Here is a 16,516-nt window from a genome sequence, read left to right on the forward strand (position 1 = left end):
GCCTCCCCCTGCCTGGAGAGCCTGTGACTAGGACCGCCGCTCGCGGCGCTCCCGCGGCGGTCCGCCGCGGTCGCGCTCCATGCCGGGCCGCGATCCGCGGTCGCGGTCGCCGCCGCGCCCTCCGCCGGGCCCATCGCGCCGCGGCGGCGGGCCGGCGTCGCGCGACTGCGCCATGCGCTCGCGCGCCCGCTCGCCCTCCTCGCCCTCGGGGAGCGGGAGCAGCTCGCGCCGGCTCAGCCGGATCTTCCCGTCGCGATCGACGCTCAGCACCTTCACGTCGAGCGAGTCGCCCTCCTTGAGGACGTCCTCCACGCGCTCGACGCGCGTGTGCGCCATCTCGGAGATGTGCAGCAGACCGTCGGTGTTCGGCAGGATCTCGACGAAGGCGCCGAAGTCGGTGATGCGCTTGACGGTCCCCTTGTACGTCGCCCCGACCTCGGGCTCCGCCGTCAGGCCCTTGATGATGTCGAGCGCCTTCCTCACCGCCTCGGAGTCGGCCGACGCGACGTTCACCGTGCCGTCGTCCTCGACGTCGATCGCGACGCCGGTCTGGTCGACGATGCCCTTGATGGTCTTGCCGCCGGGGCCGATGATGAGCCGGATCTGGTCGGGCTTCACGCGCACCGTGGTGATCCGCGGCGCGTACTGGCTGAGCTCGGGCCGCGTCGTCGGCAGCGTCTCCAGCATCTTGTTCAGGATGTGGATCCGCCCCTCGCGCGCCTGATCCAGCGCCTGCATCAGGATCTGCCGGCTCAGGCCGGCGATCTTGATGTCCATCTGGATCGCGGTCACGCCGCGCGCCGTGCCGCAGACCTTGAAGTCCATGTCCCCGAGGTGATCCTCGTCGCCGAGGATGTCCGAGAGCACCGCGTAGCGCTGGCCCTCCATGATGAGCCCCATCGCGATGCCGGCGACGGGCGACTTGATCGGCACGCCCGCGTCCATGAGCGACAGGCACCCGCCGCACACCGCGGCCATCGACGACGAGCCGTTCGACTCCAGCGTCTCCGACACGATGCGGATCGTGTAGGGGAACTGATCCGGCGCCGGGATCATCCGGGAGATCGCGCGCTCGGCGAGCGCGCCGTGGCCGATCTCGCGGCGGCCGGGGCCGCGCAGCGGCTTCGTCTCGCCGGTCGAGAAGGGGGGGAAGTTGTAGTGGAGGTAGAAGCGCTTCCACGTCTCGCCCATCAGGCCGTCGATCTTCTGCTCGTCGGTCGAGGTGCCGAGCGTCGTCGTGACGATCGCCTGCGTCTCGCCGCGCTGGAACAGGGCGCTGCCGTGCACGCGCGGGAGCAGGCCCACCTCGCACATGATCGGCCGGATGGTCTTGCCGTCGCGGCCGTCGATGCGCCGGCCCTCCTCGATCACGTAGGTGCGGACGACGTGCGCCTTGCGCTCCTCGAACTCGGCCTTCACGAGCCCCTGGATCGGCAGGAGCTTCTCGGCGCCGAGCTCGGCGGCCAGCGTCTCGGTCAGCTTCTTCTTGAGCGCGCTGTAGCCGTCGTAGCGCGCCTTCTTGTCGGTCACCTTCGTCGCGGCCTTGAGGTCCTGGTCGACGATCTGGGCGACGCGCTGCTTCACGTCGTCCGGCAGCGCCGGGGCGACGAACTCGCGCTTCGGCTTGCCCACCGCGGCGCGCATCTTCTCGATCAGATCGATGACGGGCTGCGCCGTCTCGTGCGCGAACATCAGCGCGTCGATGATCTCGGCCTCGGTCGCCTCCGCGGCGCCGCCCTCGACCATCACGATCGCGTCGCGCGAGCAGGCGACGACGAGATCGATGTCGCAGCGCTCGATGTCCGCGACCGTCGGGTACGCGACGAACTCGCCGTCGAGCCGGCCCACGCGCACGCCCACGACCGGCCCCTGCCAGGGGATGTCCGAGATGTGCAGCGCGGCGCTCGCGCCCGTGAGGGCGAGGACGTCCGCCTTGTTCTGCTTGTCGCTGGAGAGGACGGTCGCGATGATCTGCGTGTCCCGCTTGAAGCCCTCGGGGAAGAGCGGGCGGAGCGGGCGGTCCATGAGGCGGCTCGAGAGGATCTCCTCCTCGCGCTGGCGCGCCTCGCGCTTGAAGAAGCCGCCGGGGATCTTGCCGGCGGCGTACGTCTTCTCGACGAACTCACAGGTGAGTGGGAAGAAGTCGAGGCCCGGCCGCTCGTCCTGGGAGACGGCGGTGACGAGCACCATGGTATCGCCGTAGGTGACGAGGACGGCCCCGTGCGCCTGTTTGGCCAGGCGGCCGGTCTCGAGGGTGAGGGCACGGCCGCCCACCATGACGGATTCACGAACAAACATTGGATTTCAGCTCTCTCTCGCGTTCGCAAGGGCCGCTGCGTGCGGCGCTACGCCGAGCGCGAGGGGCTGCTCTTCTTCCTCGGTCCCTGCGCAGGAGCCGGGCTGCTGCGCACGAAGCGAAGACGAAGACGCGCGGAGCCCGCGCTCGGGAACCACGAGGCCGGTCGCCCCGCCGTTCCATGGTCAGTGAACGACCTCCTTAGAGCGTCCGCTCCGCTCTCGCCAGCGCAAAAAGCAGACGTTCAGGGGTGCGCGCCGCGAAACCTCCCGAACGGAAGGGTCCGGTGGAGCCCAAACGAATCGAGCAACCCAGGGCGAATGACGGCGGTTGGAGGGATCCAGGAGCGACCTGGAACGGACTGCCGCAACGCGTTGCAGCAGGGCAGCGCGGCAGGATGGGCGGGCAAGCCCGGCGGTCGGGGGCGATGCGCAGGGCACGTCGAGCGCCGCGCTGCCCTTCCGGAGGCTCTCCGGAGGCTTTCCCGAGGCTTGCTCGGAGGCTGGCCTGGCGAGGCGCCGTCGAAGCGCGGCGCGCCGGCGGGACCGGCGCGCGGGGCCCGGGCGATGCGTTACTTGCGGAGGTTGAGGCGGTTGATGAGGTTGCGGTAGCGCTCGATGTCGACGCGCTTCAGGTAGTCCAGCTGCCGGCGGCGGTGGCTCACCAGCTTCAGCAGGCCCCGGCGGGAGTGGTGGTCCTTCTGGTGCGTGCGGAAGTGCTCCTGCAGCTGGTTGATCCGCTCGCTGAGGAGGGCGATCTGGACCTCGGGCGACCCGGTGTCCCCGTCGTGGATCGCGTACTTCGTGATGATGTCCGTCTTCTGAACAGAATGCAGCATGGCTGGCTCTCCATGGCCTTTCCGGTGCGCTGCCGAGCGTCCGGGCCGGCGCGTCCGACGCGCCAGCGAATGGCCAAGCGACGCCTGAAGGCGAGCCCACGCCCGGAGCGGCGGGAGCCCACGAAGTTCAGGCCAGTGAGCAGAGGAGCGCGCGAGTATACGCAGGCGCACCGGTCCGTCAACGCGTCCGTCAACGCAGTCGACATGGCCGCGCGATTTGTCACCCCCAGAACGGCCGATTGGCTACCCTCGGTCAGCGATGCCCGGCACCATCCGGCCCCCTGAAGAAGCTTCCCGACCGCAGTCCCGACCGCAGTCGGACGCACGCGGCTCGCAGTCGGACCTGCATATCGCGACCGCGATGACGAGCCTCTCCACCTCGGCCAGCTCGCTCCCGACCCCCGGGAGCGACAACGCGACCCCGAAGGTTTGCCCCACCTGCGGCGTCCGGTACCCGGCCGAGTTCAGGGTGTGTCCACGCGACGCAACGACGCTCGACGAGTCGGAGGACGACGCGCTCCGCGACGATCTCGTCGGCAAGACGCTGAACGAGACGTACACGGTCGTGCGCGTCGTCGGCGAGGGCGGCATGGGGCGCGTCTACGAGGCGCGCCACACCCGGATCGCGAGCAAGCGCTTCGCCATCAAGATGCTGCACCCGGAGTTCGCGCGGCAGCCGCAGGTGATCTCGCGCTTCCAGCGCGAGGCCGAGGCCGCGGCTGCAGTGCAGAGCCCGTACGTGGTCACCGTCTTCGACGTCCACCGCACCGCGGAGGGGCGGCCGTTCCTCGTCAACGAGTTCCTCGAGGGCAAGGAGCTCGCCGACTACCTCAACGAGGTCGGCAAGATGAAGATCGGGCCCGCCGTGCGCATCGTGCGGCAGATCTGCAAGGCGCTCTCCGCGGCCCACGCGAAGGGCGTGGTGCACCGCGACATGAAGCCGGAGAACGTCTTCCTCACCGGCGACCTCACGATGCCCACGGCCAAGGTGATCGACTTCGGCATCTCCAAGGTCGACGACGCGCCGGGCGCCGCGCTCACGCAGACCGGCATGATCATGGGCACGCCGTCGTACATGGCGCCGGAGCAGGCCCGCGGCGAGCGCGTCGATCACCGCGCGGACATCTACGCCGTCGGCGCGATCCTCTACTGCGCGCTCACCGGCAGCCGCCCGTTCGACCGCAACGATCCGACCGCGACGCTCACCGCGGTGCTCACCGAGGACCCGCCGCGCCCGCGCTCGCTCGAGCCGAGCATCCCCGAGCCGCTGGAGATGATCATCCAGCGCGCCATGGCGAAGGAGCCCCACCACCGCTACCAGACGATGGAGGAGTTCGACGCGGAGCTCGGGCTCTACGACTCGAACGAGCCCGAGCCGAGGGAGCCGACCTCCCCCGGCCTGGCCGGGCCGCGCACGTCGCTGCCGTCGGCGCCGCGCGCCGCGCCGACGATGCAGCTCCGCCAGGCGCAGCAGGTGAGCATGGCGAGGCCGCTCATCCTGCTGCTCTCGCTGCTCGGCCTGTTCTGGGTCGCCGGCAGCCTGATCACGCTGGTGACCGCGATCATCCGCCTCTCGCGCGGCGGCGGCGTCACCGACAACCTGACGGGCCTCGAGGCGGTCCTGCTCGCGTCCGGCATCGGCTTCGCGCTGATCACCCCCGCGCTGATCGGCGCGCGCCACGTGCGCCGGAGCGTGTGGAACAACAGCATGAAGGCCGTCGATCTCTCCGACAACCTGCGCCGGCCGGTCGTCGTCGGGCTGTGCGCGTACGGCTTCGCGTCGCTGCTCGTGCGGGTCGTCGAGGCCGTCGTGCTCCGGCGCGCGGCCGGCGTCGCGTGGCCCATGTGGGACGTCGTGCTGTTCGGGATCGGCGCGGTCGCGGCCGCCGGCGCGTACCTGCTGCTCCGCAGCGAGCAGCGCTGAGCCGCGGCGTCAAGAGCGAATTCGCTGGTTCGACGCCGCGACGCGCGGCGCGACGGTCACGGGGCCGGGCGCGGGCGCGCGAAGAGCCGGACGAGCCGGGCCCCCCGGGCCAGGAGCACCGCGCGGCGGTCCCGCCAGATCTGCGGGTACCTGTAGAACGGCACCGACGGGTAGAGGTGGTGTACGAGGTGGTAGTTCTGGCACAGCATCAGCACGGTCATCGCGCGTCCACCGACGACGAACGAGGCGAGATAAGGGCTCTCGTCTCGCGACCGGCAGTGGGGCCGCTGGTGGGGCACGTAGTCGAAGCTGTAGGCGAGCCAGAACAGCATGACCCGCGCCGGCAGGAGCCAGAAGAGGACGAAGTCGATCGCGTGCCCTGACAGGCAGAGCCCGAGCGCGATCGCCGCGACGACCGCGAGCGAGAGCCATGTCTCGCGGGCGTCGCGCTTCGACATGCCGCCCTCGGGCGCCTCGTAGGCGAGGGCGTAGTGCACGTCCGCCGTCGCCCAGCGGAGGGGCAGCGTCCACGAGGGCCCCTCGCCGGTGAAGCGGTCCGGGTCCCGCTCCGGATCGCCCGTGAAGCGGTGGTGGCGCAGGTGGACGTTCTTGAAGTGGACGAACGTCAGGAACAGGAGGCTGGCGCTCGCGTGGCCGAGCAGAGAGTTCAGCCAGCGGACGCGCGACACGGCGCTGTGCGAGGCGTCGTGCATCACCGTGAACGCGGCGAAGACGCTCGCGCCCGAGAGCGCCATGGCCGCGGGAGGGGGGAGCCACCCCAGCACCCCTCCGATCAGCGCCACGCTCCACCCGGTGAACAGGCCGCCGAACAGCGCGACCGTGCCCCAGGCGACGCGAGGCACCTTGAAGAGCGAGGCCTCGCCTGGCCCGTCGCCGGGGGCCGAGGGCTCGCCGGCTTCCCGGGAGAGGGACTGCGCCAGTGCGAAGGACGTTTTTGCCGTGGTCACAACCCTCCGAGCGTCGCTCCTCGTCTCACTGCTCCGGGACGTCGCGACGAACCTGAAGCGCTCACCTGCACGACACGGGCGCGACGCTCAGGAGGAGCCGGCGCTGTCGGGCTGCTGCTTCGCGGCCAGCGCGTCGGGCGCGCCGCGCGGGTTCGACGCGAGGGCGAAGTAGGCCAGGAACATCGCGCAGGTCGGCAAGATGGTCAGCACGATGAGCAGCCAGATCCGGCTCGTGTCGCCGAGCTCCACCAGGTAGTAGTGTCCCACCTTCGTGATCGGCCCGATGAAGAGGCCGAAGGCGCCGAAGAAAAGGAAGCTGTACGAGATGACCGTCTTGACGGTGCCGACGCCCAGCGCCGCCACGCGGCTGTGCACCGTCAAGAGGCGCTCATCCATGCTGATCGTGTCGATCACGGTCCCGGTCACCGCGCTGATGAACCCCGTCAGGAGGCTCATCTTCACGACGCCCATCGCGCTGAACGGCATGGAGATGGTGTCGTTGAGGACCAGGGGGCCAAGCGTCGTGTAGGACGCCCAGAGGAAGCACACGTGCGGCATCGGGATCGTCCAGGACCACAGGTGCCAGATCCGCGTGGCGGTCCCCACCATGAGCAGCCCGAACAGGAACGGGATGACGGCGACGAACACGGGGAACGCGACGCTCGTCCCTCGCACGAGCGGCCAGTAAAGGAAATGGACGGCCATCAGCAGCGACGGGACCACCCAGAGGAGTCGCTGCTGGACAGGGTTCATGGCGTTCTTTTTCACTCGCGGGGCTCCTGTCTTCAGGGTAGCTGACGTGATCGACGTCACTGATGTCACGCTGCGGCCATCGCCGCGTCCGGCTCGCCTTCCAGCATCAACGTGATGGCCGTCGAGGCGACCATCCCGAGCGCCACCACGTTCCCGCCGCGCGCGACCGCGGCCGCGGCTGCGCGCTCGAGGCGGGGCGGGAGGCCGAGCGGCCTGACGAGCATCCGGCTCGCCATCGGGAACGGATAGAAGGTGCGGTACATCGACCGCATCTGGTCGTTGAAACGGATGTAGTGCGCGTTCGTGAACGGGGTCTCCGGAAAGCGGACCTTGAACACGTGGCGGAACGCGATGTAGCCGTCGTCCTTGCGGATCATCGCGAGCCGGCGGAAGATCGTCCTCAGGATGGCCGTCCGGCTGTTCTTCTCGCGCTCATCGAGCCCTCGGAAGAAGTTGTAGAAGTGGCTGTAGTGACGGGCCTCGTCTCGGCTGATGTTGGCGGCGATCTGCCGCAGCACCGGCTCACCCACGTACTCGTGGACCGCGCGGTAGTAGGTCGAGGTGCCGGTCTCCACCACGCAGCGAGCGACCATCTCCAGGGCGCGCGTCGGCTGCATCCCATCCATGCTGCAATGCCGTGAATATTCGGCGAAGAACGCGGCGTAGGCCCGCTCCCAATCGAAGTCGGGCCATACTGTCTGGACATACGACCGGAGCGCGCGCCCGTGCTGCAGCTCCTCCGGCTCCCATTCTTCCTTGAGCCAGCGCACGATCTCCGACTCGCCCGTGTAGTACTCGACCAGGTTCCGCGTGTAGACGTGGGACGTCGTCTCCGTGAAGGAGGCCGTCGCGAGCAGGGAGAACAGGAGAGGGTCCTGCGAGACCTGCGCAGCATCGACGGCACCGAAATCGATGCTCTTCAGCCAGGCGCGCTCGGGCATCACCAGAGGCGTTTCCACTTGATCCATCATGTTCTCCTTCAACGATCCGCGTGAGGAAATGGTGACTGCCGCGTCGACCCGTGCGATGCTGCGCTCTCGATGGGGTGTCGCACCGCGCCCCGGTGCGCTTTTATACACGATTGCCCGATTTTCCGCCATCTATCTGAGCGCACCGCGTCGGCGTCGCCCTTCGCCGCGGCACCGGCGGTGCCGGTATGGACGTACGCAGGGGATCGCACCCGGGTGCTCACCTCACGGCGACCATGGGCTCTGTTCACTGGATTGACCACGTACACGCGCCCGGCGCCCGCGGCCGATCAGCCGAGGTACGTGGTGCTCGCGGCGTCAGGCCGGGAAGGGTCCGCCTCGCACGCGCCTCCTCCGGCCCATGGTGGAGTCCCGCTGTTCAGGCGCCCTGCGCAGCGCCGCCGAGGACGGCGGGGCGCACCAGCACGGGCTTGGTGCTCCGCTGGGAGAGCGCCGCGGGCGCCTCGTCCCAGGGGAACACGGCGCTCGTGACGCGCTCCGGGTGCAGCTTGCCCTCGGCGACCAGCTGCAGCACCGACGGGATGAAGGGGCGCGTGCTGCAGCGGCCGATGCGGAAGGAGATGTCCTTCATGAACATGTCGAGGAGCGGCATCGGCACGTCGCCGAAGAAGATCGAGCTGGAGTGGCAGGTGCCCCCCGGCGCTGTCGCGCGGAGCGCTCGCTGCAGCTCGTCGGGGTTTCCGCTGGACTCGATCACCACGGGGTATTCACCGAGGTCCGCCGCCTCGGCGCGCGCGATCGGCCGAGCGCCCAGGGAGGCGGCCAGCGCCAGCCGTCCCGGGTCGCGATCCACGTAATCGACCGCGGACGCGCCAGCGCACAGGGCCGCCTGCACCGCGTAAAGCGCGAGGCCGCCGGAGCCGCCGACGACAAGCGCGCTGGCGCCCGGCCATGCCGCGAGCGCCCGGCTGGCCGCGACCCACGCGTCGGTGAGGTTGTCGCCGGCGCTGGCGACCGCCTCGGGCGAGACGCCGGCAGGCAGGGGAACCAGCATCGCGTCCGCGAACGGCACACGCACCAGATCGGAGAAGAGGCCCCCGAAATCGCCGCCCAGCGGCGAGCCGAACATCGCGCCCCTCGGCACCGCGCGGCACTGGGCCGTCAGCCCCGCCGCGCAGCGATCGCACGTGCCGCAGCAGATCTGCCACGCCACGACGACGAGCTGCCCCACGGCGACCCGGGTCACGCCGTCGCCGATCGCCACGACCTCCGCCACAGCCTCGTGCCCGAGCGCGAAAGGACCGGGCAGCGGCGTCCTGCCGGCCACGATCGCCCAGTCCGCGTCACAGGTGCTGGCCGCCACCGGACGGACGATCGCCACACCATCGCCGTCGACGCGGGGCTCGGGCGCCTCTCGCCACTCCAGCAGTCCCGCCTTGACGTAGCTCAGTACACGCATACCCCTCCTCGGTGCCCGCGCGCTCGGGCGATGGTCGTCGGGTTGTTTCAGGTCGTCGCGGGCGGCCCGGGGACAGAGCGGCGTCCGCGGCTCATCCGGACTGCTTCAGGAGCTTCGAGAGGCGCACGAGGCCGCGATCCGCTGCCTCTCGATCGAGCGTGCGCTGCACGGTCTCCCGGATGCTCGCGGCGAGGTCCCGGAGGCGCCGCTTCTGCGTCTCGGGGTCGTCGCTCTCGAAGCCGGGCAGCGCGCCCTGGACGTCCACGGGCTCATGAAAGATGAACTTCCACCGCGACGGGAGCGGGATCCAGGAGAGCGGCAGCGGCAGGATCGTCCCCACGATGGGCTTCAGGAAGCGGATCGGCGCGATGGAGGGCAAGCACTCCTCGCTGCCGAGGACCGCCACCGGCAGGACCTTCGCGCCGCGCGCCAGGGCGAGGCGGAGAAAGCCCGTCTTCCATTCTCGCATCTGGTACGCGTGCACGAACGACTTGCAGTTGCCCTCGGTCCCCTCGGGGAAGACGCAGAGGACTTCCATCCCGGGGGGCAGCGCCTCGGGCTTCCTCAGCCACGACGACGGGAACACGCCTGAATCCGCGAAGAAGGGGCCGAGCTCCGGGATCATGAGCATCTGATCCTGGCCGGCGACCCAGGGGATGCGATCGAAGCTCACGTGATCCGCCACGGCGAGCGCCGCGAAGAACGAGTCAATCGTGAACCACCCGGCGTGGTTTCCTGCGTAAACCACCGGGCCGCTCCGCGGGACGTGCTCTGCGCCCTCCACGCTCAGCGAGAAATACCCCAGGTCGATGAGCGATCGCAGCGCGGGGAACACCGTCTTCTTCAACGCCTTGAAGTTCCGATGCCGCAGGGGGAACATCGTAATTTCTTGTCCCGTGTGATCCATTCTACAGAGACTCCTTGAGGTAAGCGCTCGCGCTGCGGAATGTGGGGAGTGTCCCTACCAGTATCGTTGCGAGAGAACCAAGTCAATCGCATTCACGCTCGGTTTGAAGGCGCCGGAGCGACAGGAGCTGTCGGAGGTGACCTCCCCTCCCCTCGACTCGCCGTCGATCCGGCGCTCAGGCGGCGCTCAGCCGGCGCTCAGGCGGCGTTCAGCTGCCGCCCAGCTCGCCAGCATGCCACAGCCGTGATCCGCGCGATGATCCACGCTGGCTGCTGGCCATCCGCGCTATCCGCGCTGTCCGCGCGGCGCCGAGACCGCGGCGAGGCCGCGGCGAGGCCGATTGACAGGCCCAGCGGCGTCGCGGCGGGACCTGTAGCGCTGCGCGACGCGCTGCGGTAGCATGCCCCCGTGACGACGCTGGCTGAGCACTTGAGAAGCGAGCCGTTCGAGCTCATCCTCTCATCGGGCTTCTTCGGCTTCTTCGCCCACGTGGGCGTCGTGGCCGCGCTGGAGGAGGCGGGGCTTTCGCCCTCGCTCGCGGGGGGCTCGAGCGCCGGCGCGATGGTCGCCGCGATGTGGGGAGCCGGCCTCTCGGCCGACGACATGCGCGCTCGCCTGTTCGCGCTGCGACGAGAGGATTTCTGGGATCCCGATCCGACCTTCGGCATCTTCTCCCGCCGCGGCCCGGGCCCGGGCCTCTTGCGCGGACGGCTGCTGGAGCGGCTCCTCGACGACGCGCTCTCGTCGAGAGGCGTGCGCTCCTTCGCCGATTGCCGCTTTCCCGTGCGGCTCGTGGCCTGGGACATGGCGCACAGGCGCAGCGTGGTGCTCGACGGCGGCGATCTGATGCCCGCGGTCCGCGCCTCGTGCGCCGTGCCCGTCCTGTTTCAGCCCGTCGCGATCGGCGGGCGCCGCTACCTCGACGGCGGCATCGCCGACCGCCCCGGCATCCTCGCGGCCAGCCCCGACGCGCGCGTCCTCTTCCACCACCTGCCGGTCCGGCCTCCGTGGACGGTCATCGACGGCGCGCAGAGCAAGCCGCCGTCCCGCGCCGGCCTCCACGTGCTGACCGAGCCGGCGCTGCCGCCCGTATCGCCGTTCCGGCTGGAGCACGGGCCGCGCGCCTACGAGCTCGCCCGCGCGATGGCCCGGCGAGCGCTCGAGTCGCCGGTCTGAGGCCATCGCCCACCGTAGACCTCAGCTTATCCAGGACCCTTAACAAACCGTCTCAGCAAGTGGAAGGCGAAAGCCGACCGGGGGTACCCATGTCTGATTCCACGTCCGTCGCCGAAAGCTACATCACACGCGAAGTGCGCGGCCCGCTCCATCTCATGGGCATCAATCGCGCGAAGAAGAAGAACGCGTTCAACCGGGAGATGATCGTCGCGCTCTCCGACGCGTTCACCGAGCTGGAGCGGAACCCGGCGCTGCGCTGTGGCGTGGTCTTCTCGCACGGCCCCGATTTCACCGCCGGTCTCGACCTGCTCAGCGTCGCGCAGGATCTCGCGCAAGCACAGCACATCATCTCCGAGGAGGCGGTCGACCCGTGGGGCACCCACGGCCAGGGCCGATTGAAGCCCGTGGTGGTGGCCGTGCGCGGCCTGTGCCTCACGCTCGGCATCGAGCTGATGCTCGCCTGCGACATCCGCGTGGCCAGCTCGGACACCCGGTTCGCCCAGATCGAGGTGAAGCGCGGCATCGTGCCCTTCGGCGGCGCCACCGTGCGCTTCGTCGCCGAGGCGGGCTGGGGAAACGCGATGCGCTGGCTGCTCACGGGCGACGAGTTCGACGCGCGGGAGGCGCTCCGCCTCGGGCTCGTGCAGGAGGTCGTGGAGCCGGACCAGGCGCTGCCGAGGGCCATCGAGCTGGCGGAGCGCGTGGCGGCGCAGGCGCCGCTCGCGGTGGCGGCGACGATGCGCTCGGCGCGCACGGCCGTCGTCGAGGGCGAGAACGCCGCGATGAACGCGCTGCTGCCGGAGCTGCGGCAGCTGATGGCCACCGAGGACGCGCAGGAGGGGCTCGCGTCCTTCATCGAGCGCCGCGCCGGCAACTTCAAAGGGCGTTGATCGGGAGCCCTCCGCACGGCGCTGTACAGGGCGCCGTGCGCTGCCCCCGGATCATGGGTCATCCGTCATCCGTGAGCAGCGCGCGAGAACAGGCCTGGGGCTCCAGGTTCGTCCACGGCGGCGATGCTCGCGCGGGCGTCCATCTCGGCAGACGCGAAGGCGAAACGCGCGAAACGCGCGACGCGCGCCTGTGACCGGTCAGCGCACACACGCGACGTCCGCGTCGGCTCATCCGCTCATTTTCCTTGAGGATATCGGCCGCGCCACGTTAGTGTGAATCACGCGACGCAGTATCGGTTGGTGAGACGGGATCTCGTGCGGTCCCCTCCCCTGTGATCGGCCCGCATGAGGTTGTTGCAATGACGCTTCGGACCACGACAGTGAACGGTGGACAGACCGGCGCTCGAGCGACGCCGGTGGATGCAAAGGAGCAGACCGAGCTCCAGGAGGTCCTCGCGATCTCTCCGACGTTCCGAGCGCTGAGCGAGCAGCACATCGACGCGCTGCTCCGCACGGCGCGCGTCGAGCGGATCGCCGCCGACACCATCATCGGACGGGAAGGCGAGAGGTCCGAGCGCCTCTTCCTCATCCTGAGGGGAGACGTGGACGCCTTCTGGGGCGAGAAGCTGCGCGAGGTCCTGCTCAACTACAACCGCGGAGGCGTCTTCGGCGGCGGCGCGCTCCTCGACGAGGAGAACGCGTACTCGTACGCCACGAGCCGCGAGACGCTCGTCGCGAGCTGGGACAAGGACGCGCTCCAACGCGCCGAGGCCAGGGCGCCCGAGCTCCACGCTCAGCTCCTCAAGCGCCTCTCGATCGGCGTGCGGCTGGCGGAGTTCGCCGAGATCCTGCAGCACGCTCCCCTGTTCCGCAACTCGAGCTCCGTCCTTCGTCACCGGCTCCTCCAGGAAATGACGCTGCTCGAATTCCCCTCCGGGACGACGATCTACCAGGCGGGCGAGCCGGCGAACACCTGCTACCTCGTCGTCGACGGCGAGGTGGAGGCGAAGCACCTGGCGCCGGAGGACCAGGTGGAGAAGATCACCGTCATCGGGCGAGGTGCCGTGTTCGGCGACTCGGATCTCCTCACCTCGAGCAAGCGCACGGAGACGGCCGTGGCGCAGAGCGACACCGAGGTGCTCGCCATCGATCGCATCGACATCGAGGCCCTCCGGCGCGCCTGCGGCTCGTTCCGCCGCGCCGTCGGAGCGCGGGCAGGGTCGTCCGCCATCGCGGAGAGGCCGCAGGACCTGATCCTCGTGGTCAACCGCACGCCGTACCCCACCCGCTCCGTCGCGTCCCTGATACAGTCTGCGTTCGCGGACGCCGCGGAGAAGGACGTCGCCCTCCTGGAGGTCGCCCCCGAGAAGGCCGATGCCGCGGCGGACGACGTGCTCAGGATCCCGAGCGATGCGACGCGCGCCATCCAGGCGCTGGACGACGCCGCGCGGCGCATGGGCCACCGGTATCTGGTCCTGTACACCACCACCCCGGGCGCGCTCGCATGGCTGGGGGATCCCGTCTGGGACAAGATCATCGACAACCGCATCTCGTCGGCCGTCTATTTCACGAAGGACCTTCGGCAGCCGTTCCCCATCGAGACGCCCCAGCTCTCCCCGGTGCAATACATCGAGGTGCGCGGGCCGGGCAGCGAGAAGGACGCTCCCATGGTGCGGAGCGGTTCGATCCGGCTCGTCGTCGACGGCAAGCCCGGCTCGGAGCTGCTGTACACGTCGCTGCCAGCGCAGAACCGCATGGCGCTGCAGCGCCTCGCGCGGACGCTCGCGCGCCAGGTCGTGGGCGTGGCCCTCGGCGGCGGCGCCGCCTGGGGCTACGCGCACGTCGCGCTCCTGCGCGCGCTCCACGAAGCAGGGATCCCGATCGACATGGTCGCGGGGACCAGCATCGGGGCCGTGGTCGCCTGCGCCTACGGGAGCCGAGGGCTCGATGGGCTGGACGCGATGATCAGGCTGGGGGTCGATTTCGCGCTGTGGCACGCGATCGCGCCGATCACGCGCAAGCCCCTGGAGGGGTTGATCGAGAAGAAGCTCATCGCGCACAACTACCTTCAGGACATGCCGTTGCCGACGCTCCCCGTCGCGGTCGATATCCAGCGGGGCAGGGCGCGGGTCTTCCGTCACGGCCGGGCGGTGCATGCGATGTTCGCCAGCACCGCGATACCGACGTTGTTCATCCCCGAGATCCAGGACGGGGCCCGGTACGTGGACGGGGGCATCGCCAACAACGTGCCGGTCAGCGCGCTCGTCGAGGAAGGGGCCGACTTCATCATCGCGTCGAACGTGATCCCGCCGCCGAGCCGGCTGGCGCGCGAGCTCCACAAATCCAACTTCACGCGGATCCTGTCGCAGCTCTCGCCCCTCGGACGGACGAAGGACGGCCTCCGCGCGATGTTCCTGTTGATGCACGAGGCAGGCAATCGCCAGGCCACCGCCGCCCAGATCACATGGGCTCCCTCGATGGGGAATTTCGGCATGCTGGACAGCCACCTCGCGGCCAAGATCGTGGAGCATGTGCAGCCGACGCTGCCGCGCTTCATCGACTCCGTGAAGCGCAAGTACACGGCGTTCTGCCGGAACCGCGATTACTGAGGCCTGACGCCAACGTCGACAGCCTCGAGCTTGTGCGAGACGTCGAGGGCGCGCCCGGGCCAGGCGCGCCGAGCTCACCCTCCCCCGCCCGGCCGTGAGGCACGGGGTCCGCCCTGGCGGAGCAGGCCAGGCTTGTCGAATTGCCTGAAGGTCTGGCATTCTATGCCGGCGAGGTCGCCCCGATGAATGAAGAGCGAATCAAGACGTTCGATGATTTCTGGCCGTTCTACGTGCGGCAGCACGCACACAAGACGACACGCACCCTGCACTTCGTCGGGTCGACGGTCGCGATGGCGTGCCTGGCCGGCGGGCTGCTCTTCCGGAGGCGCTCGCTCCTCCCCCTCGTCCCCCTCGCTGCTTACGGACCCGCGTGGGCCGCTCACTTCTTCATCGAGAAGAACCGGCCGGCGACCTTCAAGTACCCGCTCTGGTCGCTCCGGGCGGATTTCATCATGTGCATGAAGATGCTCGACGGAACCATGGACGCCGAGGTCGAGCGGGCGATGGCCAGCGACGGCAAACGCCCGGAGCACGCGAACGGGAGCTCCGTCACGGAGGTCGCGGCGGAGCCGTATCGCGAGCAGGCGAGCGTCAACTGACGCTGAGCCCTGCCCGCGTGAATTCGATGTGAACGGCCAGGGAGCCATGGGGGCGTAGCTCCCTTGTTCTCTGGCGGTCTTCTCCGGCTCAGCTATTTTCGTCGTCGCACGAATGGATCCTCCCATCCACTGGATCGACCGGGTGTGTGCCGTGGCCTCGCGCCGGCGCCGGATCTTCGTCGAGGGCTTCGGCGAGGCGGCGCGGATCCATCTGCGCATGTCCGACGAATGGTTCGCAGCGGCCCCCCAGCCCGTCGAGATCACCTGGGCTGCGCCGCCGCGCGTGGTCGGTCGCCTCGCGGTGCGCGACGGCACGTTCCGCTCGCCGGTCGCAGATCTCCCGGGGGCGGCGCGCGTCGCCCATGTGCGCGAGCTCCTGCCGCGCGTCGCTCGCCCCGCGGCCGAGCAGCCGATGTACGTGGTGTTCGGCGCGACCGGCGAGGCAGGGTTCGCCGCGCGCACGCACCTGCTCCGGCCCGTGGTGGAGTCCACGGGTATCGGGGCCCTCCTGCTCGAGAATCCGCTGTACGGCCTCCGTCGACCTCCGGGCCAGAGGGGCACGGTGGTCCGGACGGTGGGCGAACAGATGCTCATGACGATCGGGATGATCGACGAGGGCCGAGCCCTGCTCGCGTGGCTCGCCGCGCGGGGGCACACCCAGCTCGGGACCACGGGCTTCAGCATGGGCGCGACCATCGCGGCGCTCGTGGCCGCTCGGTGGCCCGGCCCGCTCGCCGCGGCGGTCCTCGGCGCCGGCCTTTCGTCGGTGCCTGTGTTCGTCCGGGGGCTCCTGTCCCGCTGGGTCGATTTCGAGCAGCTCGGCCGCGGCCATGGCGGCGCGGAGGAGGCCCGGCAAATGCTCGCCCGGTACATCGAGGTGATCGATCTCGATCGTCACCCGCTGCCCCGGTGCCCCGCCGCTGCCGTGATCGTCGGGGCGAGGCACGATGGATATGTCTCCGCGGACGAGGTGCAAAGGCTCCACGAGCACTGGAGGGGCAGCGAGGTCCGGTGGCTCTTGACGGGCCACGCCGGGGCGGTGGTGCGGCACGCGGAGGCGCTGCGGCGGGCCACGGTGGAGGCGATGGAGCGCCTCGGTCGGGCGACCGCCGGAGAGCGATCGGCGCGGCGGTGACAGAAGGCGACCGACGCCCCGCAGGAGCGGCGA

13 protein-coding genes are annotated in these 16,516 nt (G+C 69.9%); 6 read left to right on the plus strand and 7 right to left on the minus strand.

Going from position 1 to position 16,516, the window contains the following annotated elements; all coding sequences use genetic code 11:
• Window positions 1-27 precede the first annotated feature (27 nt).
• Window positions 28-2,298 (minus strand): polyribonucleotide nucleotidyltransferase, encoded by a 2,271-nt coding sequence (gene pnp / locus WME89_RS28680; RefSeq protein ID WP_438002870.1) that lies wholly within the window; start codon window positions 2,296-2,298, stop codon window positions 28-30.
• 569 nt (window positions 2,299-2,867) lie between these two features.
• Window positions 2,868-3,134, minus strand: coding sequence for a 30S ribosomal protein S15 (rpsO, locus tag WME89_RS28685; protein ID WP_438002871.1), 267 nt, complete (start codon window positions 3,132-3,134; stop codon window positions 2,868-2,870).
• Between the two features lie 361 nt (window positions 3,135-3,495).
• On the opposite strand from rpsO, the gene WME89_RS28690 reads away from it, so the two are divergent.
• On the plus strand, window positions 3,496-5,058 hold the full coding sequence (locus tag WME89_RS28690) for a serine/threonine-protein kinase (RefSeq protein ID WP_438002872.1): 1,563 nt from the start codon (window positions 3,496-3,498) through the stop codon (window positions 5,056-5,058).
• Window positions 5,059-5,114: 56 nt separating this feature from the next.
• Here the strand turns inward: WME89_RS28690 and WME89_RS28695 are convergent, their stop codons facing one another.
• From WME89_RS28695 to WME89_RS28715, 5 genes are all read right to left on the minus strand, one after another.
• Window positions 5,115-6,026, minus strand: a complete 912-nt coding sequence (locus WME89_RS28695; protein ID WP_438002873.1) for a fatty acid desaturase — start codon at window positions 6,024-6,026, stop codon at window positions 5,115-5,117.
• A gap of 87 nt (window positions 6,027-6,113) precedes the next feature.
• Window positions 6,114-6,779, minus strand: a complete 666-nt coding sequence (locus tag WME89_RS28700; protein ID WP_438002874.1) for a hypothetical protein — start codon at window positions 6,777-6,779, stop codon at window positions 6,114-6,116.
• 65 nt (window positions 6,780-6,844) lie between these two features.
• Window positions 6,845-7,738, minus strand: coding sequence for a ferritin-like domain-containing protein (locus tag WME89_RS28705; RefSeq protein WP_438002875.1), 894 nt, complete (start codon window positions 7,736-7,738; stop codon window positions 6,845-6,847).
• Between the two features lie 388 nt (window positions 7,739-8,126).
• Window positions 8,127-9,167, minus strand: coding sequence for a zinc-dependent alcohol dehydrogenase (locus WME89_RS28710; protein ID WP_438002876.1), 1,041 nt, complete (start codon window positions 9,165-9,167; stop codon window positions 8,127-8,129).
• Between the two features lie 91 nt (window positions 9,168-9,258).
• Window positions 9,259-10,047 carry a 1-acyl-sn-glycerol-3-phosphate acyltransferase gene (locus WME89_RS28715; protein WP_438002877.1) on the minus strand — a complete coding sequence of 263 codons (789 nt, stop codon included), beginning with the start codon at window positions 10,045-10,047 and terminating at the stop codon, window positions 9,259-9,261.
• A 435-nt stretch (window positions 10,048-10,482) separates the two neighbouring features.
• Here WME89_RS28715 and WME89_RS28720 point away from each other — a divergent pair, with 435 nt between their 5' ends.
• The 5 genes from WME89_RS28720 to WME89_RS28740 all read left to right on the plus strand — a co-directional run bounded on the left by WME89_RS28720 (window position 10,483) and on the right by WME89_RS28740 (window position 16,483).
• Window positions 10,483-11,250 carry a patatin-like phospholipase family protein gene (locus tag WME89_RS28720; protein WP_438002878.1) on the plus strand — a complete coding sequence of 256 codons (768 nt, stop codon included), beginning with the start codon at window positions 10,483-10,485 and terminating at the stop codon, window positions 11,248-11,250.
• 89 nt (window positions 11,251-11,339) lie between these two features.
• Entirely contained in the window at window positions 11,340-12,140 is an 801-nt protein-coding gene (locus WME89_RS28725) for a crotonase/enoyl-CoA hydratase family protein (RefSeq protein WP_438002879.1), read from the plus strand.
• 359 nt (window positions 12,141-12,499) lie between these two features.
• Window positions 12,500-14,749 carry a cyclic nucleotide-binding domain-containing protein gene (locus WME89_RS28730; RefSeq protein WP_438002880.1) on the plus strand — a complete coding sequence of 750 codons (2,250 nt, stop codon included), beginning with the start codon at window positions 12,500-12,502 and terminating at the stop codon, window positions 14,747-14,749.
• 182 nt (window positions 14,750-14,931) lie between these two features.
• Entirely contained in the window at window positions 14,932-15,348 is a 417-nt protein-coding gene (locus WME89_RS28735) for an Mpo1-like protein (protein ID WP_438002881.1), read from the plus strand.
• 112 nt (window positions 15,349-15,460) lie between these two features.
• A complete protein-coding gene (locus WME89_RS28740) occupies window positions 15,461-16,483 on the plus strand; it encodes an alpha/beta hydrolase family protein (protein ID WP_438002882.1) in 1,023 nt (340 codons plus the stop codon).
• Window positions 16,484-16,516: the final 33 nt, after the last annotated feature.

It is taken from the genome of Sorangium sp. So ce321, assembly GCF_051530195.1.
Lineage (GTDB): Bacteria > Myxococcota_A > Polyangia > Polyangiales > Polyangiaceae > Sorangium.